Annotated in this window: 20 protein-coding genes; 13 read left to right on the top strand and 7 right to left on the bottom strand. The window is 64.1% G+C overall.

Annotated elements, in window-relative coordinates; genetic code table 11:
* Positions 1-413 precede the first annotated feature (413 nt).
* The 6 genes from XH89_RS19615 (at position 414) to XH89_RS19590 (ending at position 6,519) form a co-directional block, all read left to right on the top strand.
* Positions 414-1,757, top strand: coding sequence for an ABC transporter substrate-binding protein (locus tag XH89_RS19615; protein WP_194462102.1), 1,344 nt, complete (start codon positions 414-416; stop codon positions 1,755-1,757).
* Positions 1,758-1,884: 127 nt separating this feature from the next.
* Positions 1,885-2,820: a carbohydrate ABC transporter permease gene (locus XH89_RS19610; RefSeq protein ID WP_194462101.1), complete on the top strand. Its 936-nt coding sequence runs from the start codon at positions 1,885-1,887 to the stop codon at positions 2,818-2,820.
* Positions 2,820-3,731, top strand: a complete 912-nt coding sequence (locus XH89_RS19605) for a carbohydrate ABC transporter permease (protein ID WP_194462100.1) — start codon at positions 2,820-2,822, stop codon at positions 3,729-3,731. The genes XH89_RS19610 and XH89_RS19605 overlap by 1 nt, the downstream gene beginning before the upstream one ends.
* A 20-nt stretch (positions 3,732-3,751) precedes the next feature.
* Positions 3,752-4,852, top strand: coding sequence for an ABC transporter ATP-binding protein (locus tag XH89_RS19600; RefSeq protein WP_194462099.1), 1,101 nt, complete (start codon positions 3,752-3,754; stop codon positions 4,850-4,852).
* 35 nt (positions 4,853-4,887) lie between these two features.
* Positions 4,888-5,877, top strand: a complete 990-nt coding sequence (locus tag XH89_RS19595) for a hydroxyacid dehydrogenase (RefSeq protein ID WP_194462098.1) — start codon at positions 4,888-4,890, stop codon at positions 5,875-5,877.
* Between the two features lie 171 nt (positions 5,878-6,048).
* A complete protein-coding gene (locus XH89_RS19590) occupies positions 6,049-6,519 on the top strand; it encodes a hypothetical protein (RefSeq protein ID WP_194462097.1) in 471 nt (156 codons plus the stop codon).
* Here XH89_RS19590 and XH89_RS19585 read toward each other — a convergent pair whose 3' ends face one another.
* Positions 6,520-7,017, bottom strand: coding sequence for a DUF1993 family protein (locus XH89_RS19585; RefSeq protein ID WP_194468550.1), 498 nt, complete (start codon positions 7,015-7,017; stop codon positions 6,520-6,522).
* 126 nt (positions 7,018-7,143) lie between these two features.
* On the opposite strand from XH89_RS19585, the gene XH89_RS19580 reads away from it, so the two are divergent.
* The 4 genes from XH89_RS19580 (at position 7,144) to XH89_RS19570 (ending at position 9,765) form a co-directional block, all read left to right on the top strand.
* Positions 7,144-7,926 (top strand): transporter substrate-binding domain-containing protein, encoded by a 783-nt coding sequence (locus tag XH89_RS19580; protein WP_194462096.1) that lies wholly within the window; start codon positions 7,144-7,146, stop codon positions 7,924-7,926.
* Between the two features lie 114 nt (positions 7,927-8,040).
* Positions 8,041-8,166 carry a hypothetical protein gene (locus tag XH89_RS41855; RefSeq protein ID WP_256439952.1) on the top strand — a complete coding sequence of 42 codons (126 nt, stop codon included), beginning with the start codon at positions 8,041-8,043 and terminating at the stop codon, positions 8,164-8,166.
* Positions 8,167-8,342: 176 nt separating this feature from the next.
* Positions 8,343-9,227 (top strand): DUF2147 domain-containing protein, encoded by an 885-nt coding sequence (locus XH89_RS19575; protein ID WP_194462095.1) that lies wholly within the window; start codon positions 8,343-8,345, stop codon positions 9,225-9,227.
* Positions 9,228-9,408: 181 nt separating this feature from the next.
* Positions 9,409-9,765 (top strand): hypothetical protein, encoded by a 357-nt coding sequence (locus XH89_RS19570; RefSeq protein WP_194462094.1) that lies wholly within the window; start codon positions 9,409-9,411, stop codon positions 9,763-9,765.
* A 42-nt stretch (positions 9,766-9,807) separates the two neighbouring features.
* Here the strand turns inward: XH89_RS19570 and XH89_RS19565 are convergent, their stop codons facing one another.
* Together XH89_RS19565 and XH89_RS19560 are read right to left on the bottom strand one after the other, a co-directional pair.
* Positions 9,808-10,212 carry a cupin domain-containing protein gene (locus XH89_RS19565; RefSeq protein ID WP_194462093.1) on the bottom strand — a complete coding sequence of 135 codons (405 nt, stop codon included), beginning with the start codon at positions 10,210-10,212 and terminating at the stop codon, positions 9,808-9,810.
* A gap of 17 nt (positions 10,213-10,229) precedes the next feature.
* The gene (locus XH89_RS19560) at positions 10,230-10,928 is read right to left on the bottom strand and encodes a ribonuclease activity regulator RraA (protein ID WP_035712304.1); all 699 of its coding nucleotides are present in this window, start codon (positions 10,926-10,928) and stop codon (positions 10,230-10,232) included.
* Positions 10,929-11,174: 246 nt separating this feature from the next.
* Here XH89_RS19560 and pxpB point away from each other — a divergent pair, with 246 nt between their 5' ends.
* From pxpB to XH89_RS19545, 3 genes are read left to right on the top strand one after another with little or no spacing between them, the layout of a single operon-like run.
* Positions 11,175-11,906 (top strand): 5-oxoprolinase subunit PxpB, encoded by a 732-nt coding sequence (pxpB, locus tag XH89_RS19555; protein WP_194462092.1) that lies wholly within the window; start codon positions 11,175-11,177, stop codon positions 11,904-11,906.
* Positions 11,903-12,940 (top strand): biotin-dependent carboxyltransferase family protein, encoded by a 1,038-nt coding sequence (locus XH89_RS19550; protein WP_194462091.1) that lies wholly within the window; start codon positions 11,903-11,905, stop codon positions 12,938-12,940. The genes pxpB and XH89_RS19550 overlap by 4 nt, the downstream gene beginning before the upstream one ends.
* A gap of 30 nt (positions 12,941-12,970) precedes the next feature.
* The gene (locus XH89_RS19545) at positions 12,971-13,741 is read left to right on the top strand and encodes a LamB/YcsF family protein (protein ID WP_194462090.1); all 771 of its coding nucleotides are present in this window, start codon (positions 12,971-12,973) and stop codon (positions 13,739-13,741) included.
* Here XH89_RS19545 and XH89_RS19540 read toward each other — a convergent pair whose 3' ends face one another.
* From XH89_RS19540 to XH89_RS19525, 4 genes are all read right to left on the bottom strand, one after another.
* A complete protein-coding gene (locus XH89_RS19540; protein WP_194468738.1) occupies positions 13,742-14,008 on the bottom strand; it encodes a hypothetical protein in 267 nt (88 codons plus the stop codon).
* Between the two features lie 166 nt (positions 14,009-14,174).
* The gene (locus XH89_RS19535; protein WP_194462089.1) at positions 14,175-15,791 is read right to left on the bottom strand and encodes a sulfite reductase subunit alpha; all 1,617 of its coding nucleotides are present in this window, start codon (positions 15,789-15,791) and stop codon (positions 14,175-14,177) included.
* Positions 15,788-17,584 (bottom strand): NirA family protein, encoded by a 1,797-nt coding sequence (locus XH89_RS19530; RefSeq protein ID WP_194462088.1) that lies wholly within the window; start codon positions 17,582-17,584, stop codon positions 15,788-15,790. Before XH89_RS19530 ends, XH89_RS19535 begins: the two co-directional genes overlap by 4 nt.
* A 13-nt stretch (positions 17,585-17,597) precedes the next feature.
* A complete protein-coding gene (locus XH89_RS19525; protein ID WP_194462087.1) occupies positions 17,598-18,428 on the bottom strand; it encodes a formate/nitrite transporter family protein in 831 nt (276 codons plus the stop codon).
* Positions 18,429-18,684: the final 256 nt, after the last annotated feature.

Below are 18,684 nucleotides of genomic sequence, written 5' to 3'. Positions count from 1 at the left end.
TTTCGCCGAGCCGAGGTCTAGGTAGGGACCGTCGCTGTCCCCGCCGGAAAGACCTTTGGCGCGAAGCGGCAATGCAAGCTCATTCGGAACTGCGGCGTAATTGCGCACGGATCATTTGGTGGCTTCGCTCGGCGTGTGCGTCGCAATAAGAGCTGCCCAGCTCAGGCCGAGCAAGTGCGCCATCGCTGTCCCATACACAACGTTAGTTCTAGAGATCGAGGCATTCGGTTTTCTCGACAGACGCAACCAATCATGATCTGATCGCGCTACCAATTTGCCGCGTCCCTCGCGTGATTTGCCGCTGGGAATGACGAGGCCAACAAGAAACGTCCAACAACAAAATCAAAAAGCAAACTTGGAAAATTCAGAGGAAACGACAGAACAATAGGACAAACCAAGGCGAGGAAAACGAGATGTCACGCAAAAGGCTGACGCGACGTCAATTTGTGGCTGCCACTGCAATGTCCTCCGCGGCGCTGATCACGGCGCCCTATGTCCGCGGCGCTTACGCCGCCGGCAAACTCTCGATCGGCTTCTGGGATCACTGGGTCCCCGACGCCAACAAGGCCTCGACCGATCTCGTCAATGAATGGGCTGCGAAGGAGAAGGTCGAGGTTTCCATCGACTATATCACCAGCCAGGGCAACAAGCTTCTTCTGACGATGGCCGCCGAAGCGCAGGCCCAGTCCGGTCACGATATCCTGTCGTCTCAAATCGGCTGGCAGCCGCACGCCTATGACGATCTGCTTGAACCGGTCAACGACGTCATGGAGCCGGTCATCAAGCAGAACGGCGAGGTGAACGGCACGGTCAAGTATCTTGGTCAGTCCGGCGGCAAATGGCTCGCCGTGCCTGGGACCGCTGGTAGTCAGATCAAAGGTCCCTGCTCGCGTATCGATCTTATGAAGAAATACGCGAATATCGATGTCCAGGAAATGTATCCGGCCGGTTCACCGCCCAAGGCCGACAACTGGACGATGGATACGTTCCTCAAGGCCGCTGAAGCCTGCCAAAAGGGCGGCTTCCCCTTCGGCATCGGCCTCGGCCAAACTCCGGACAGTATCGACACCGCAGGTGCGATCTTCCAGTCGTTCGGCGCCGAACTCGTCAACGCCAAGGGCGACATCACCGTGAAGACGGACGCAGTTCGCCAGGCGCTCGAATACTACAAGAAGCTGATCGCGTTCCTGCCCGCGGACGCGCCGTCATGGGACGACGCCTCGAACAACAAGTGGCTGATCTCTGGGCGCGGCGCGCTGATCATGAATCCCCCGAGCGCCTGGGCGGTTGCCAAGCGCGATGCTCCTCAAGTTGCGGAGCAATGCTGGACGCATGGCATGCCCTCTGGCCCGAAGGGCCGATTTGCGCCGTTCCAACCGTTCTTCTGGAGCATCTGGAAATTCTCCAAGAACAAGGAAGCAGCCAAGAGCCTGCTGAGCCACCTGTCACAACCATCCTCAATTGAAAAGTTCGTTCAGGCAAGCGGCGGCTACGATCTGCCGGCATATGCAAATATGACAACACTGAAGACCTGGGCCGAAGAAGCGCCCCCGAAGGGCACTCTCTATCACTATCCGAACCCCTACAATCATCAGACATTGTCGATTGCGGCCGCGCCGGCGCCGCCAAAGATCGCGGAGCAGATCTATAATCAGGCGACGCTGACCAAGATGGTGCTCCGCTACGCTCAAGGCGAGAAGATGGAAGATACGCTCGCCTGGGCCGAGAGCGAGTGCGAAGGCTTCATGCGGAGTTGACGCCGGGGTGTGCCAGGGCGGTTCACGCCATTCGCGCGTGAGCCGCCCACGGCTCCGATCCGCCCGCACGAGAAGCCGACCAATGCGGTCGGCTTTGTCGATGGACATCCAGCAAGGACGCTGCCTCATGGCCGATATCGTCGTAGAACAAGGTCGCGTCGACCGCACCAGCCGACGCAAGGGCGCGAGCCTGCGCAATACGCTAGGACGAAAATCGACGGTGGCGTTCTTCCTGACGCTCCCCCTGATCCTCGTGATTGTCCTCCTGGTGCTCTATCCTGCCGTCTATTCGGTGCACCTGGCGACTCTCAACAAGTCGATGCAGAAGTTCGTCGGCCTCGGCAACTTCACCTTCCTGTTCAAGCGCGAGACGTTCTGGATGGTGGTGAAGCAGTCCTGCATCTTCGCGGTCACCGCCGTGATCTTCAAGGCGCTGATCGGTTTCATCGTCGCGCATTTCGTCCACAACATCCCCGGCAAGAAGCAGCGCAAATGGCGTGGCATGCTGCTGGTGCCCTGGGTGATTCCGCCGGCGATGAGCACGCTGGCCTGGCTGTGGCTGTTCGACCCGTCCTACAGCGCCTTCAACTACACGCTGTCCTTCTTCGGCGTCGGCCCGGTCCCGTGGCTCGGTGAGACCTTCTGGGCACGCTTCTCCGTCATCCTCGTCAACGTCTGGTACGGCGCGCCGTTCTTCTTGATCATGTATCTCGCCGCGCTGAAATCCGTGCCAGACCAGCTCTACGAGGCAGCCGCGATCGACGGCGCCAATTGGTGGCAGAAGATTTGGTACGTCACGCTTCCGATGATGCGCAACATCATCGCGATCACCACGCTGTTCTCCCTGATCGTGACCTTCGCCAATTTCGACATCGTGCGCATCCTGACCGCGGGCGGGCCGCTGGATACGACGCAACTGTTCGCGACCTGGGCGTTCCAGGTCGGCATCCAGAGCAATGACATCCCCCTCGGCGCCTGCGTCTCGCTGTTCATGGTACCGATCCTCGCCGTCGCAGCGATCTTCATCCTGCGCGACGTCTCCAAACGCGGGAACGAAGCCTGATGAGCACACTCGCAATTGACAAAGCCGGACCGTCGCGCAAGGTCAAGCTCGGCAGCATGAGTCGGGACCGCGCCTGGGCGCTGCGCTGGTCCTATTTCTTCCTGGTGCTGTTTGCGATCTTCTTCCTGACGCCGCCGGTCTACATGTTGATCACTTCGCTCAAGGGCAGCGCGGAGATTTCGGCGGCGACCAATCCGTGGTGGGTGTTTCACCCAACGCTCTCGAACTACGTCGAGCTGCTGACCTCGAACCAGTTTTTGCGGTTCTTCTGGAACTCGTCGATCATCTCGATCGTGGTGGTGATCGTGACGATGCTGATCAGCATCCCCGCGGCGTTCGCGCTGGCACGGATGAAGTTCTGGGGCTCGGCGACGCTCGCGACCGGCGTCTTCCTCACCTACCTCATTCCGGACAGCCTGCTGTTCATTCCGCTGTTCAAGATGCTGGCGGTGATCCAGGATCTCATCGGCATCACGTTGCTGAACCGCTGGTATGTGCTGGTGTTGGTCTATCCGACGCTCACCGTGCCGTTCTGCACCTGGATCATGATCGGTTATTTTGCCTCGATCCCGAAGGAGCTCGACGAGGCCGCGATCATCGACGGCGCATCCTGGCTCCAGACCCTGCTGCGGATCTTCATTCCGGTGGCGCTCCCGGGACTGATCGCGGCGACGATCTTCGCCTTCACGGTGTCCTGGGCCCAGTTCCTCTACCCCCTGGTGTTCACGACGTCGGTGGACCAGCTGGTGCTGCCGGTCGGCATCATCACCACGCTGATCAAGGGCGACGTGTTCAACTGGGGGCAGATCATGACGGGCGCGCTGCTCGGCGCCGCACCGCCGCTGATCATCTACGCCTTCCTGATGGACTATTACATTGCCGGCCTGACCGCCGGTGCGACAAAGGGTTGATATCGAGGGGTTGAAGTGCAATGGCCGACGTTTCCCTGCGTAAGGTGATCAAGCGTTACGACGATGTCGAAGCGGTGCGCGGCATCGACCTTGATATCGCAGACCATGAGTTCATCGTGCTGGTCGGGCCCTCCGGCTGCGGCAAGTCGACCACGCTGCGCATGATCGCGGGCCTCGAGGACATCAGCGACGGCGACATCATGATCGGAGGCGACGTCGTCAATGACGTCCCTCCGAAGGATCGCGACATCGCGATGGTGTTCCAGAACTATGCGCTCTACCCGCACATGACAGTCGCCGAAAACATGTCGTTCGGGCTACGGCTGAAGCACTATCCCAAGGCCGAGATCAAGGCGCGGGTGACGGAAGCTGCCCGCCTGCTCGACATCACCGACCTGATCGACCGCAAGCCGAAGCAGCTCTCGGGCGGCCAGCGCCAGCGCGTCGCCATGGGGCGCGCCATCGTCCGCAACCCAAAGGTCTTCCTGTTCGACGAGCCGCTGTCCAATCTCGACGCAAAGCTGCGGGTGCAGATGCGGATCGAAATCAAGAAGGTGCACCAGAAGGTGCGCACCACCACCGTCTACGTCACCCACGACCAGGTCGAGGCAATGACGTTGGCGGACCGGGTGGTGGTGATGAACAAGGGGCAGATCGAGCAGATCGGCACGCCGAACGAGCTCTACCACAAGCCGGCGACGCGCTTTGTCGCAGGCTTCATCGGCTCGCCGGCGATGAATTTCATTCCGTGCCGCCTTGAGGACGCCGGCGGCACGCTGCAGATCCGCCTGACCGACCGCATCGCCTTTGCGCTGCCTTCGGCCCGCGCCGCGCGTTACAACGCGCTGCCGCGCACCGACAAGCTGCTGCTCGGCATTCGCCCCGAGCATCTCACCGAGTCGCACGCGCACCTGGATCCCGGCGTCGAGACCTTCGACACCGTGCTCGACGTCACCGAGCCGATGGGGATGGAGACGCTGGTCTATTTCGGGATGGACGGCACGCCGGTGTGCGGCCGCGTCAATCCCAACGCCGGCGCCAAGGACGGGGCTCCTATGCGTTTGGCGATGGACCTCAACAATATGCACCTGCTAAACGAGGAAACCGGCGTCGTACTGTGACGCCGGCTCGAGAAACGTGGAGCAGGCAGGGAGCGATGACGACCAACAAGAAGAAGATTTTCGTTACACAAACTTTGTCGCAAGGGGCACGCGCCCTCCTCACCCAGCGGGACGATATCGAGCTGGTCGAGTTTGCGAACCTGATCTCCGCCAAGGATTTTGAGGCCCTGCTGAAGAGTCATGCGCCGGTTCACGGCGTGGCGCTCGGCGCCACTGCGTTCGGCGAGACTGAGCTCGAGGCGGCCCGCGACATGAAGGTGGTGACCCGCATCGGCGTCGGTTACGACGCCGTCGACGTGCCCGCCCTCTCCCGCCGCAAGGTGCCGCTGATGGTCGCCGGCAGCGCGAACTCGCCCTCGGTCGCGGAAGCGGCGCTGTTCATGATGCTGACGCTGGCCAAGCGCGCGCAGGAGATGCATTCCTGCGTCAAGGACGGCAAATGGGCCGAGCGGCTCGGCATGCTGCCGTTCGACCTTTACGGCAAGACCGTGCTGATCGTCGGCTTCGGCCGCATCGGCAGCCGCACCGCCAAGCGCTGCCTGGCCATGGAAATGAACGTGCAGGTCTACGATCCCTACAAGCCTGCTGCTGAGATCAAGGCCGCCGGCTGCGGGCCTGTCACCGACCTCGACGCCGCCCTGCCGAACGCCGATTTCGTTACCATCCACTGCCCGAAGACACCGGAAACGGTCGGTTCATTTGACGCGGTGCGGATCGGCCGGATGAAGCCGAGATCCTATCTGATCAACACCGCCCGTGGCGGCATCGTGAAGGAATCTGCGCTGTACGATGCGCTGACTTCCGGCAAGCTCGCCGGCGCCGGCATCGACGTGTTCGAGGTGGAGCCGCCTCCGGTCAGCAACGCGCTGTTCGCGCTGCCCAACGTCATCATGGCTCCGCATGTCGCCGGCGTGACCGTCGAGGCGGTCCAGCGCATGAGCGAGCAGACCGCGCGCAACATCCTGAGTGTGCTCGACGGCGATCCGATCAGGCAGAACGTCATCAATCAGGACGTGCTGGGCTGAGCTAAATCCGAAGGCGGTCGGATCAGCCCGCCCGCCTTCGGATGGCCAGAATGCGTCCCATTTTGGTGCAGATCGGGCCCCAACTCAGCCTTAATCAAACGCGCCTAATGTTCCCTGCCGCGGCGGTAGTGGGACAGACTTGCCGGCCGCGTCGAGCTGGAGGATGGACCCTTGTCAGAGATCGACCCGACCGACCATGCACTGGCGACCATCGCCAGCATCCTGGAGAACCCCGAGCCCGTTCTCGTCGTCCGCGACACCGAGACGGAAACGGTGGCAGCCGATGAGTCTTCGGTCGCAGACGAGCATCAGGCCTCCGACGAGCATCCCCTGGTCGAGGAGCAACCGCTGGTGCCGGAGCACCCGGCCGATGCCGACGGTTACAGCAAGGTCGGCCCCGGACCGATGGTCGCGATCCGCTTGAAATGGACGGTCCATCGCGGCGACGACGGCCAGTATTATGTGCACGAGACCATCGGCGAGCAGTCAGCCCCCGTGGTCAGCGGGCCCATGACCAGCGAAGCCGCAGTGCGCTTCGTCGACGAACATGAGAACGAGGCACACCGCCGCTTCGAGCTGCTGCGCAGCGAGATCGCCGGCCGCAGCTCGCTTGCCGATTACGAGCGCAAGGGCGAGGCGTAGTTACTTCCGCCCCAAGAAATCCTTCTTCACGAGCTCGACGCCTGCGTGCCGCAGCAGGTCGTAGGCCGTCGTGACGTGGAAGAAGAATTGCGGGATGCTGTTGGTGAGCAGCAGCGTCCGCCCGGTGAAGGGCAGCTCGGTCCCGTTCTTCAGCCTGAAGAAGACCTTCAGCTCCGCCGCCGCATCGATCTCGGCGCATGGCAGGCTTTCAATGAATTCGATTGAGGTGGCGATCCGCGCCTGAAGCCCGGCCATGTCGTGCTCCAGCGGCGGCAGCGCGACCGGTTCGCACTGTGCCAGCAAGGCCGGGGCAACGGTGGCGTGGCGGCAGGCTTCGCCGACCTGCTGGGCCAGATCGTACATGTTGGGTGCCAAGCGCATGCCGAGCAGGACCGCCGGATTGAACTTGCGGGTCTCGGCATAGGCGACACCCTTGTCGAGAAGGACGGACAGGTTGCGCAGGTAAGGCACGAAGAGGCCCACCGAGGCCTCATACATCGACATCGTCACGCCAGGATTCCTTTCAATTCCGCCTCGCCAGAAACTGGCATCTGGTCTAAATCGAGCTCTCGCGGGCTGCACAATGACAGCTTGGGTAGGGGTGGAAAAGAGATGACTGTTCGAATGACTGTCCGAATCCTGGCGGCTTTGGCCGTGATGGTGCTGGCAAACCTCTCGGCTTACGCGCAGCAGCCGGCCGCCTCGCGCCTCGACGAGATCGTCAAGCGCGGCACGTTGCGCGTCGGCATGACAGGCGACTACAAGCCCTTCACCTATCTGGACAAGGCGACGCAGCAGTTCTCCGGCTTCGACGTCGACATGGCGGAGGCGCTGGGCAAGGCGCTCGGCGTCAAGGTCGAGTTTGTGCCCACGGCCTGGCCGAAGCTGATGAAGGATTTCGAAGCCGACCAGTTCGACATCGCCATGGGCGGCGTCTCCGTGACCCTCGACCGCCAGAAGAAGGGCTTCTTCTCGATCCCGATCATGCGCGAGGGCAAGACGCCGATCGCGCGCTGCGCCGACTCGGCCAAATATCAGACGCTCGCCGACATCGACAAGAAAGGCACCCGTGTCATCGTCAATCCCGGCGGGACCAACGAGCGTTTCGCGCGCGCCAACATCAAGGACGCCGACATCACCGTCTTCCCCGACAACACCGAGATATTCCACGAGATCGCCAAGGGCAACGCCGATCTGATGATGACGGACGCCTCCGAGACCCGCTACCAGCAGAAGCAGAACTCGGGCGTGCTCTGCGCGGTGCATCCGGACAAGCCGTTCGACTTTTCGGAGAAGGCCTACTGGCTCCAGCGCGACATGGCGCTGAAAGCCTTTGTCGACCAATGGCTGCACATCTCCATGGAGGACGGCAGCTACAAGAAGATCTACGCGGCCTGGTTCGACTAGCATGCGGCTGATGATCGCGCTCGTGGCCACGCTCGCGCTGACCAGAGCCGGCGGCGCATGATCCGCACCTGGAGCCGCGTCGGTGACGACGAGCGTTAGGTCCAGGAGCTCTCGGTGTTCGCGATCAACGGCGAGAAGGCCTGTCTGTTTGGCGCGGTCGAGATCCACACCGACAAGGCCAACGACGTTGCGTTGGCCCGCGCCGAGCAGGCCGCGGATTCGCGCTGTCCGGAGAAGTAGCTCGGGGTCGCGGCGGCTGGTCGCATCCAGCCGTCCAACTCTGGACCGAGTTCGGCGTTATTGAACCCGAAACCGCTGGAAGGCGACTCATACCCGTGACAGTGATCTAGATCACTTTTCGGGATCGAGCCGAAGCGTAAGCCTCGGTGCGGGGACCACCTGTTCGGGAGATGGAAATGAGGAAGCTGTTGGCCACGGCCGCATTCCTTTTGGCGAGCACCGCCGCGCAAGCGCAGTACACGTTCGAGTATGGCGGGCGCACCATCCGGATCGATCCCGACCGCGGCACGGTCCAGATTCCCGGCGTGTACGACAACACCGGCCAGGCCAAGGCCAGGAAGGCCAAAAAGAACGACGTCAAGCCGGACCAGCAGGTCCCGCAGCAAGCCAAGGTCGACCCGCAAACACCGGCCGCCCCCGCCCCGCCGCCGGCGCCCGCTCCTGTCGCCGCAGAACCAGCGCCTGCGGCCGCGGCGCCGCCTCCGGCCTCGCCACCTCCGGCTGTTCCGCCTCCGGCGGCGACTGCCACCACCGCTCCGGCCGAAGAGATGGTGCCGCCGCCGCAACCGGCTCCGGGCGCTGCCCCGACAGTGGCCGCGGTACCGCCTGCGCCACCCGCACCGCCTCCACCACCGGCCCCGACCGTAGCGGCCGCGCCGCCGGCACCGCCGCCACCACCCGCTCCGGCGCCTGCCCCCGCTCCGGTTCAATCCGCGGCCGTCGCACCGCCGGCGCCTGCCGCCGCACCTACGCGCGATCTCAATTCACCGCTCGGCGTCTGGCTCACCGAGGAGAAGGAAGGCAAGGTCCGCATCGAGCAGTGCGGCAATAATCTCTGCGGCTATTCGGTCGACAGCAAATCGAATCAGAACGGCGAACAGGTTCTGATCAACATGAAGCCCGGCAAGGACCAGAAATGGTCCGGCCGCATCCTCGATCCTAACAGCGGCTCAACCTACGATTCGACGATCTCGCTGAAGGGAGGCGATCGCCTGCGCGTGCAAGGCTGCGCCTTCGGCGGCATGTTCTGCGGCGGCCAGACCTGGACGCGCGTGAACTGAGTCGGGCGCAACGCCTTCAAGACAGCCAAGGGGGCCGTAATCCGGACCCCTTTGCTTTTGCGCCAGATGTCGCTCCGATGTGCGTCACCTCACAGAGCGCGCGGTGCGCGTGACAGCCCTCACATCAAAAGTTCCGCGCTCCTGACACGATCCCCGCATGGTCAAAATCAAGGGGCGTGTCATGAATCGATTTCGCAAGGGTCTCTTCGCCACCATTGTCGCCATCGCCGTCCCGCTCGCGCAGGCTGATGCGGCAGGCTCCGCCTTCGATGGCACCTGGAACGTGCGCATCTCGTCGTCGAGCGAGACCTGCGGCAACGGCGCGACCGTCGCGATCGGCATCAGCAACGGCCAGATCGCCTCGAGCAGCGCAGCCGTGACGGCATCGGGCCGCGTCGCGGATGCCGGCAGCATCAACGTCACCCTGGGCAGCGGCATCAAGCACGCCGTCGGCTCCGGCCGGCTCAGCGGCACCTCAGGCTCCGGCACCTGGCGCGGCGCCATGTGCTCGGGCACGTGGACCGCGGAGCGGGCGTAGGAGGCGCATCGCCCTCAGGCGATGCGCCTTGTTCAAGCAGAATTAGCCGAGCGGCGCCGCGTATTCGGCATCCGTCACTGGCTCGAGCCAGGTCGAGAACACGCCGTCGAGCGCTTCCTGCATGGCGATGTGGCACATGCTGTTGCCTGGCGAGCCGCCGTGCCAGTGCACTTCACCCGGCGGGATCCAGACGGTGTCGCCAGGACGGATTTCCCTCACCGGCCCGCCCTTGGTCTGGACGCGGCCAACGCCCGAAATCACGTAGAGCGTCTGCCCGAGCGGATGATGATGCCAATTGGTGCGGGCGCCCGGCTCGAACGAGACGCGCGAAACGTTGAGCCGCGCCGGCGCGGGCGCCATGTTGATGGGGTCCTGCAGTACGGTGCCGGTGAAGTGTTCCTTGGGCGCGCGGCGGGTCGGCCGCGTTCCTGCGAGCGTGATGTCCATGATGTCCTCGTTTCCTGTTACTTCTTGCTGGCGGCGTAGCGCGCCTTGGTTTCGGCGTTCATGGGATAGAGGCCCGGCAGCACCGCGCCGTTGTTCACCTCGTTGACGATCCAGGCTTCCATGCGCTCCTGCTCGACGCCCTCGGCGAGGACGTGGTCGAGCATCGCCTGCGGGATCAGCACGCAGCCGTCCTGGTCGGCGACCACGATGTCGTTCGGGAACACGGCGACGCCGCCGCAACCGATCGGCTCACCCCAGCCGACGAAGGTCAAACCCGCCACGGACGGCGGCGCGGCATAGCCGTCGCACCACACCGGAAGGTTGGTGCCGAGCACACCCTCGACGTCACGCACGACGCCGTCGGTGACGAGTGCGGTGACGCCGCGCTTCACCATGCGGGCGCAGAGGATGTCGCCGAAGATGCCGGCGTCGGTGATGCCCATGGCATCGACCACGGCGATGCAGCCTTCGGGCATCGCCTCGATCGCGGTGCGGGTCGAGATCGGCGACGACCAGGATTCCGGCGTCGCCAGATCCTCGCGGGCCGGCACGAAGCGCAGCGTGAAGGCCGGTCCCACCAGGCGCGGCAGACCCGGACGCAGCGGACGCGCGCCGCGCATCCACACATTGCGCAGGCCCTTTTTCAGCAGGACCGTGGTGATGGTGGCGGTGGTGATGCCGGCGAGGATCTTGCGGGCTTCGGGGGACAACGACATGGACGAGAACGAGCTCCGGGGTACGGGAAAGAACGCGCGCATCTTGCGAGCCCGGGGCTTGTCGTCAAGGGCCAAAGCCCTGACAAGAATGCGGCCCTGCCGGGCGGTTATGCGACGCGATAACAAGGCTTTATCGCCACCCCCAGCATTAATTTATTGGACTTGCGGGCGCATTTACGCGAAGCAAAGGCATCGCGGAACTCAAGGCTGAGCCCGCGCTTTTCTCAAGACCGATTTCGAGAGGTCATGGCCGCGACGCTTCCCCCGCCCCGCCTGCTGCCCAGTGGCGACAGCGCCGTCACGGTCGAGTTCAGCCGCACCATCGACGACGCCGCCAATGAGCGCGTGCTCGCGCTCGACAAGGCGCTCGCTGCTCACCCCATCGAGGGCATCTCCGAGATGATCCCGACCTACCGCTCGCTGTTGGTGCATTACGACCCCGGCAAGATCGGGTTCGACGCGCTCGGCGAAAAGCTGCTTGCGATCGCTGGCCAGCCCCTGCCGCCGACCACCAAGGCGCGGCGCTGGCGCATTCCCGTCGCCTATGGCGGCGAGCACGGCATCGACCTCGAGGACGTCGCCAAAGCGCTGAACACCACGCCCGACGATATCGTCGCCCGTCATGTCGGCGGCGACTATCGCGTCGCCATGATCGGGTTCACGCCGGGCTGGTCCTATCTCAGTGGCCTCGACAAGTCCCTGCATATGTCGCGGCGGCAGTCGCCGCGCCTGTTCACGCCCGCCGGCACGATCTCGATCGGCGGCGTCCAGGCCGGCATCCAGTGCCTGGCCGCGCCCAGTGGCTGGCACCTGCTCGGCCGCACGCCGGTCAGAACCTATCAGCTCCACCGCAATCCGACCTTCCTCACCGAACCCGGTGATCGCGTGACGTTTTTCGCCATCGACCACAAGACTTTCGACGAGCTGGATCGCGCCGCCGAGGCCGGCGAGATCATTGCCGAGCGGGTCGACGCATGAGCCGGCTCGTCGTCGCCAGCATCGGTCCCGCCAGCTCCGTCCAGGACGGCGGGCGTCACGGCGCACAACGCTACGGCCTGACGGTCAGCGGCGCGATGGACCGGCTGGCGCTGGCCGCTGCAAACACGCTTGTCGGCAACGAGCCGTTCGCAGCCGCTGTCGAGATCGGCCCATTCGGCGCCACCTTCACCGCCAGGAACGGCGCCGTGCGCGTTGCGATATCAGGCGCGCCGCGCAATGCAGACGTTGCCGGCAAGCCGGTGGCGATGGATACGTCCGTCACGCTGAAGGACGGCGAGACGCTGACGCTGGGCTTTGCTCGTGGCGGCGCCTTCACCTATCTCGCGATCGAAGGCGCCATCAAGGGCGAGCCTGTGTTCGGCAGCCTCGCGGTAAATGCCCGCGCCGGTCTCGGCAGCCCCTACCCGCGCCCGCTGCAGGCCGGCGACGAATTCGCGGTCGATGCCGCGAGCGGTGCAGCGGAACTGCGCATCGAGCTGCCCAAGCCTGCGACAGGGCCAATCCGCGTCGTGCTGGGGCCGCAGGACGACGAGTTCGACGACGCCAACAAGGCGCTGTTCCTGAATAGCGAATGGAAGATCTCGGCGACCTCGGATCGCATGGGCTACCGGCTCGAAGGCCCTGCGGTCAAGCATCTGCACGGCCACAACATCGTCTCCGACGGCACGGTCAACGGCAGCATCCAGGTCCCCGGCAACGGCGCGCCGATCGCGCTGATGATGGACCGCGGCACGTCAGGCGGCTATCCCAAGATCGCAACCGTGATCACGGCAGATGTCGGCCGTCTGGCCCAGACCTCGGCGGGAACGGCGTTCCGCTTCAAGGCCGTCAGCATGGACGAGGCGCAGGACGAGGCGCGCAAGTTTCAGCAGCTGATCCGCACCCTGCCCGATCGCCTGCGTTCCTCCGAGACAGTCGAGCTCAATATCGAGGCACTGAGCGATGCCAATGTTGCAGGCCATGCGGTGAATGCCGTGGATGCCGGAACCTGGCAGGTCGCGGCGGAGCCGTAGGGACAACAAGACCAGAGGCGGAGAGCAACCATGAAGACGATCGATCTCAATTGCGACCTCGGCGAAGGTTTTGGCGCCTGGGAGATGGGCAACGACGCCGCCATGATCGACCTCGCAAGCTCGGTCAACGTCGCCTGCGGCTTCCATGCCGGCGACCCCGACATCATGCGCCGGACCGTCGAGCTGGCGAAGGCGCGCGGCGTTTCGGTCGGCGCGCATCCTGGATATCGCGACCTGCAGGGCTTCGGCCGGCATCCGATCGCAGGGCTCAAGGCCTCCGAGATCGAGAACCTCGTCGCCTACCAGATCGGCGCGCTGCAGGCGATCGCGACCGCGGCCGGCCACAAGGTCACGCATGTGAAGGCGCATGGCGCGCTCTCGAACGTCGCCTGCGAGGACGACATGACGGCGAAGGCGATCGCCGCCGGCATCAAGGCGGTCGATCCCAGCCTGATCTTCGTCGTGCTCGCCAACTCGAAACTGGTGAAAGCAGGCGAAGAGGCCAACCTGCCGATGGTGCACGAGGTGTTCGCCGACCGCGCCTATGAGGACGACGGCAATCTGGTCTCGCGCAAGAAGCCGGGCGCGGTGCTACACGATGCAAAGGCGATTGCCGATCGCGTGGTGCGCATGGTGCAGGACGGCGCGGTGGTGTCGGTGACAGGCAAGGTCATCAAGATGCGCACGGACACGGTCTGCATCCACGGCGACACCTATGGTGCGGTCGAGATCGCGCGGACGCTGCGTCAGGCGTTGAAGGATGCCGGGATCGAGGTCGCGCCGTTCAAGCGCGGGGTGTGATCAGAACGGGCGCGCCGACAGCGTGCCGAAGAGCAACACGGCAATGAGCGCGCACGCGCCGTAGATCCCGATGTGGTGCGCGCCCGCTCTGGTCCTGCGCGCGAGGGATCGCGCATAGAGGTGCAGCCTGGCTTCCGCCGACAATTCCCGGATGGTCGATTTCCAACGCACCATGCGGTGAGTATGAACGATCGGACGCGACGGCTGTAAGACCATCACGCAAATAGTGATGGAAGCGTCATTCGGCGCCACTTTGTAGGAGAACATTCTCCAGCCTGCCCGGTTCCAGAAATCCTATTCGTTAAACTCCGCGGCAGATGGAACCAGCTCCGGTTCCGCCCGGCCAAATCGCGAAAACAACCCCATGCACAGTAGAAGGTCCGTCGCCGGCGCCCTGCGCAGCGCCGGCGATTCACGACTGTTCTACCGAGGTTTAGTACACGTCAGCCTGGAACCGCCCCTTCTTCTTGAGATCGGCGACGAAGCTGACAGCCTCGTCGGTCGAGCGTGCGCCGAACTGGGCGACGATGTCGACCAGCGCGCGCTCGACGTCCTTGGCCATGCGCTTGGCATCGCCGCAGATGTAGAGATGCGCGCCCTCGGCGAGCCACGTCCACACTTCGCGGCCGAGCTCGCGCATGCGGTCCTGCACGTAGAACTTCTTCTCGCCGTCGCGCGACCAGGCCAGCGACAGACGCGTCAGCAGCCCTGAAGTCTTCATCGCGTTGAGCTCATCGCGGTAGAAGAAATCGCAATCGCTGCGCTGATGGCCGAAGAACAGCCAGTTCTTGCCCTGCGCGCCGGTTGCCTTGCGGTCGAGCAGGAAGGCGCGGAACGGCGCAACGCCGGTGCCGGGACCGATCATGATGACAGGCGTCTTCGGATCCTGCGGCAGCCCGAAACCATGCGCCTTCTGCACGTAGACCTTGAGCTTGTCGCCCTCGTTGATGCGCTCGCCGAGGAAGGTCGAGGCGACGCCGAGGCGCTTGCGCTTGCCGATGACATAGCGCACGGAATCGACCGTAAGCGACAGCTTGCCGGGCGTCGCATTGTGCGACGAGGAGATCGAGTAAAGCCGCGGCTGCAGCGGCTCCAGCGCCTCGACGAAGGCTTCCGGATGCGGCCGCGTGCCCGAAAACTTCTGCAGCGCCGCCATCACGTCGAGCGTTGCGGCATCGCCATCGGGATCCTCGCCCTGCGCCAGCGCCCTCGCCTTCTCGCGCTGCGCGCCGCCGGTGATGAAGGAGAGCAGCTCGAACAGCTTATCGGGTGCGGGAGAAAGAGAAACGTCCTCGACCAGCGCCTCGCGCAGCGTCTTGTTGTTGACCTTGGTGGTATGGGAGGCGCCGAGCAGCGCGATGATCTGGTCGACCAGGCCAAGGTCGTTGCGCGCGAACACGCCGAAGGAATCGCCGACGACGTAGTCGAGCTTGCTCTCGGAGAGATCGAACTCGACGTGGTAGGTTTCCTTCTCCGAGCCGGCCTTGTTGAGCAGGCGGCGCGACAGGAAGGTAGCTTCAGCCGGATTTTCGCGCGCACGGCCGAGCTCGGCCTTCACCTCGGGCACAGCGGGAGTGCTCGCGGCGGGAGCGGCAGCTCCGCCGGCAGGCTTCGCCGCCGGCGCCTTGTCGATCTCCTCGAACAGTTGCTTGAGCATCCGCGCCGTCTCCTTGCCGCCCGGGGCGCAGAGGTTGAGGCGGGCTTCGCTCTTGTTGGCGATCGAGTCCGAATAATCGGCGCAATTGTAGCCGCACTGACCGCAATCCTGCTGCGCCATCGCCGCCATCATGCGGCGCCGAAGCGGACGTCCTTCCGCGAGCTTCATGCGATCGGCGATGGCCATGGCCGGATCATGCCAGGGCGCCTCCCCGTCATCGCCATCGCCTTGCGGTGCCAGCAAGGCCACGTTGTCGATCGGCGACAGCGCCGTCGAGCCGTCAAGGCCGAGCATGCCGACGAGAAAGCCGTTCAGCCACAGCCGCTGGCCTTCGCTGAACGGTGCATTGGCCGGAATGATCTCGATCTTGGGAGGCACGGACATCTGGGTCATGCTGTTACTTCCGCTTCGGCGAGCTTGCGCAGGGCTTCACTGTCATGGCGACGGGAGAAGGTCAGGAACGTCTCTTCAGGCGAGGCACGGTTGGCGAGATAGGCCTTGAGCAGGCCCTCGACCCTGACAGGCACATCCTCGGCCTTCACGTCGTGGAATACCTCCTGCCCGATATCGGCATCGGGGCCGAAGCCGCCGCCGGTGAAGAGGTGATAGCCCTCGACCTGGTCATCCTCGCTCGCACCCGGCACCTTGGCCGCGATCAGGCCGATGTCCGAGATGTAGTGCTGGGCACAGGAATGATGGCAGCCGGTCAGATGGATGTTGAGCGGCGTGTCGAGTTTGACGCGCTCGTCGCACCAGTCGCCGATTGCGGCCGCATGGCGCTTGGTGTCGGACGCCGCGAACTTGCAGCCGGCATTGCCGGTGCAGGCGATCAGGCCGGCGCGAACGTTCGAAACCTCAGTGGCGAGGCCAAGCTTCTCGACCGCGGCGGTGACGAGCGCGACGTTCTCGTCGCGCACGCCCGAGATCAAGAGGTTCTGCCAGACCGTGAGGCGGATATCGCCGTCGCCGAGATCCTGCGCGATCTTGGCGAGCCCCCGCATCTGCTCGCAGGTGAGCTTGCCGACCGGCAGCGCCACGCCGATCCAGTTGAGCCCGGCCTGCTTCTGCTTGTGCACGCCGATATGGGCCATGCGATCGGACAAGGGGCGCGGCAGAAGCGCTTCCGCTGGTACGCGTGAGAACGGCTTCTTGAGGCGCTCCTCGACCAGCTTGAGGAAGCCATCGTGGCCCATCGTGTCGAGCACGTATTTGAGCCGCGCCTTGTTGCGATTGGTGCGGTCGCCATGCTCGATGAAGACGCGCACGATGGCATCGGCGACAGCGGTCGCGTCTTCAGGGCGAACGACGATGCCCGAATATTTCGCAAAGTCCTTGTGGCCGGTGATGCCGCCGAGGCCGAGCTTGAACCACACACCGGGCTCGATGCCGAAGCCGTCCTTCACCTCGACCGCGGTGAAGGCGATGTCGTTGGTCTCCTCGAGCGCTGCGATCTTGCCGGCGCCGTCAAAGGCGACGTTGAACTTGCGCGGCAAGCCGAACAGCGAGCGGTCGTTGAGGATGTGATAGTGCCACTCGCGCGCATAGGGGCGCGTGTCCAGCAACTCCTGCGGATCGATGCCGGCCGTCGGTGTGCCCGTGACGTTGCGGATGTTGTCGGCGCCGGCGCCGCGCGAGCACAGGCCGATGTCCTGGACGCCCTCGATCAGCTTGACCGCGTTCTTTGGCTCGATCTCGCGGATCTGGAAGTTGGCGCGCGTGGTGACATGGGTATAGCCGCCGCCACAGCTTTCGGCGATGTCGGCGAGACCCGACATCTGCCAGTGCTTCAGGATGCCGTTGGGAATGCGCAGGCGCGCCATGTAGGAGGTCTGCGCCGGCGCCACCCAGAAGATGCCGTAATAGCGCCAGCGGAAATTGTCCGCCGGCGTCGGATTGGCGTTGTTGCGGGCCTGGTCCTTCAGCCGCTCATAGGCGTCGAAGGGATGCATCTCGCGCTTGAACTTCTCCTGGTCGGCGAGCTTCTTGCCTGCCGCAATGAGCTTGTCCTGCGCCTTGATCGCGGCAGCGTCCGGTCCGGTCGGCTCGGCAGGAGCGCCGGCCGCAGGCGCGCCGCCGGCTGCAAAAGCGCGTCCGACACGCCCGACCTGCATGCCGGACATGAAGCCTTCGAGATAGCGCTTCTGCTCGTCGGAGAAATCAGCCGTGGGGGTGGTATCGAGTTTCATGGGCTGAATGGACCTACTCTGCTGCCTGGACCGCAACCTGCGCCATTTCGGCCGCAGGCTTGGCGGGCTTGTACGTCGCGTAGAGCGCAAGGCCGGTGAAGACGAAGCCGCCGACGAGATTACCGAGCGTCACGGGGATCTGATTCCAGAGCCACCAATCGGAGATGCTGACCTTGGCGCCGAGCATCATGCCGGTTGGGATCACGAACATGTTGACCACGGCATGCTCGTAGCCGAGCGCGAAGAACAGGAAGATCGGCAGCCAGGTCGCCGCGATCTTGCCGACCGTGGAGGTCGAGGTCATCGCCATCACGACGCCGAGACAGACCAGCCAGTTGCAGAGGATCGCCTTGACGAACACCGAGACCATGCCGGCGGTGCCGATCGCGGCGTTGCCGATGGTCTTGGCCTCGGCAACCGCAACGATCTTCGCGGCGACGCCGGCGACCTCGAGCTTGCCCATGTTGGTGAGCGAGATCGCGATCAATGCACCGACGAAGATGCTGCCGAGCAGATTGGCGACGAAAACCCAGGACCAATTGGCGATGACCGCATTCCAGCTCGCCTTGCCTTCAAGACGCGCGAGCGGCACGATGGCGAAGCTTCCGGTCACGAGCTCGAGTCCGAGCAGCACGATCATCACGAGGCTGACCGGAAAGATCAGCGCGCCGACGATCGGCTGTCCCGTCGTCACCGCGCCGGTCAGCGCGAGCGTGGTGGCCGCGCCGAGCAGCGCGCCTGAAATCGCACCGCGGATCATGATGTCGCGCGGAGCGAGTGCCAGCTTCTTCAGGCTGGCATCGACCATCGAGGCCACAACATCGGAGGGTTTCGCGTAATCCATATCGAAGCTCCAGCTTGCCGCGCGTAGGGCGGCGTCAACGGGTGAAACGGACGTTGATCGCAGGGAGCCGGTTGCAGGCGCTCATGCACCTCGCCGGAGCCCGGAGCGATCCGATCAGCCTCGTTGCTGCGGAAATCCACCATGGACTTGGAAGCCGCCGGCGCCCACGCCGGGCGGCTTGGACTCCCTCTATTCAAGGAGTGTGCCAACGCAGCATAAACCGTAAAATCACTTGGAATCAGTGGCTTAGGATTGT

The sequence above is a fragment of the Bradyrhizobium sp. CCBAU 53340 genome, assembly GCF_015291645.1.
Taxonomy (GTDB): domain Bacteria; phylum Pseudomonadota; class Alphaproteobacteria; order Rhizobiales; family Xanthobacteraceae; genus Bradyrhizobium.
Note: the sequence above shows the minus strand (reverse complement) of the source record. Positions and strands in the feature narration are given on the sequence as shown.

Coding starts and splice junctions, on each gene's coding strand:
- XH89_RS19575 (WP_194462095.1), top strand. CDS start 8,343: ATGAGGAAGCTGTTGGCCACGGCCGCATTCCTTTTGGCGAGCACCGCC.
- XH89_RS19580 (WP_194462096.1), top strand. CDS start 7,144: ATGACTGTCCGAATCCTGGCGGCTTTGGCCGTGATGGTGCTGGCAAAC.
- XH89_RS19560 (WP_035712304.1), bottom strand. CDS start 10,928: ATGTCGTTGTCCCCCGAAGCCCGCAAGATCCTCGCCGGCATCACCACC.
- XH89_RS19615 (WP_194462102.1), top strand. CDS start 414: ATGTCACGCAAAAGGCTGACGCGACGTCAATTTGTGGCTGCCACTGCA.
- XH89_RS19585 (WP_194468550.1), bottom strand. CDS start 7,017: ATGTATGAGGCCTCGGTGGGCCTCTTCGTGCCTTACCTGCGCAACCTG.
- XH89_RS19525 (WP_194462087.1), bottom strand. CDS start 18,428: ATGGATTACGCGAAACCCTCCGATGTTGTGGCCTCGATGGTCGATGCC.
- XH89_RS19545 (WP_194462090.1), top strand. CDS start 12,971: ATGAAGACGATCGATCTCAATTGCGACCTCGGCGAAGGTTTTGGCGCC.
- XH89_RS19540 (WP_194468738.1), bottom strand. CDS start 14,008: ATGTTCTCCTACAAAGTGGCGCCGAATGACGCTTCCATCACTATTTGC.
- XH89_RS19530 (WP_194462088.1), bottom strand. CDS start 17,584: ATGAAACTCGATACCACCCCCACGGCTGATTTCTCCGACGAGCAGAAG.
- XH89_RS19595 (WP_194462098.1), top strand. CDS start 4,888: ATGACGACCAACAAGAAGAAGATTTTCGTTACACAAACTTTGTCGCAA.
- pxpB (WP_194462092.1), top strand. CDS start 11,175: ATGGCCGCGACGCTTCCCCCGCCCCGCCTGCTGCCCAGTGGCGACAGC.
- XH89_RS19605 (WP_194462100.1), top strand. CDS start 2,820: ATGAGCACACTCGCAATTGACAAAGCCGGACCGTCGCGCAAGGTCAAG.
- XH89_RS19570 (WP_194462094.1), top strand. CDS start 9,409: ATGAATCGATTTCGCAAGGGTCTCTTCGCCACCATTGTCGCCATCGCC.
- XH89_RS19535 (WP_194462089.1), bottom strand. CDS start 15,791: ATGACCCAGATGTCCGTGCCTCCCAAGATCGAGATCATTCCGGCCAAT.
- XH89_RS19565 (WP_194462093.1), bottom strand. CDS start 10,212: ATGGACATCACGCTCGCAGGAACGCGGCCGACCCGCCGCGCGCCCAAG.
- XH89_RS19600 (WP_194462099.1), top strand. CDS start 3,752: ATGGCCGACGTTTCCCTGCGTAAGGTGATCAAGCGTTACGACGATGTC.
- XH89_RS19550 (WP_194462091.1), top strand. CDS start 11,903: ATGAGCCGGCTCGTCGTCGCCAGCATCGGTCCCGCCAGCTCCGTCCAG.
- XH89_RS19610 (WP_194462101.1), top strand. CDS start 1,885: ATGGCCGATATCGTCGTAGAACAAGGTCGCGTCGACCGCACCAGCCGA.